This window comes from Pseudoalteromonas sp. MER144-MNA-CIBAN-0113, assembly GCF_040308965.1.
Lineage (GTDB): Bacteria > Pseudomonadota > Gammaproteobacteria > Enterobacterales > Alteromonadaceae > Pseudoalteromonas > Pseudoalteromonas tetraodonis.
In genome coordinates this window covers 1-324 of the sequence record NZ_JBEOOG010000246.1, presented here as the reverse complement: position 1 = coordinate 324, position 324 = coordinate 1, and the positions used below count along the sequence as shown (strand labels likewise).

General features: G+C 38.9%; 1 pseudogene. It reads left to right on the top strand.

The window, feature by feature from the left end:
* Nucleotides 1-324, top strand: a pseudogene (locus tag AAEY57_RS19570) (hypothetical protein); the annotation flags it as partial.

Below are 324 nucleotides of genomic sequence, written 5' to 3'. Positions count from 1 at the left end.
AATTACTGCTGCGCTTGCGCCCGTACTGATGCGTCACACTCGTATCCCTTATTTAATTTACTTTACGGTTGTTATTATGGCTCTATTTGCCTTTGGTGGAAGAGGAGCAACTGGAATGTTTCTGTTAGGTATGTTTTTACTTTTAATACCAAAGGTCCCGTCCTTTATTTCAAACGGTATTAAAATCTCTAGGATACGTTTTGCTGTAATTCAGGCTCTCGCTTTTTTTGTATCCATTTTTACAATATTAGTAATCACTTTCACTCCAATTGGATCCCGTATACTTAGTAAGCTTCATATCGATGGCAGTGCTCAGGCTCGGTT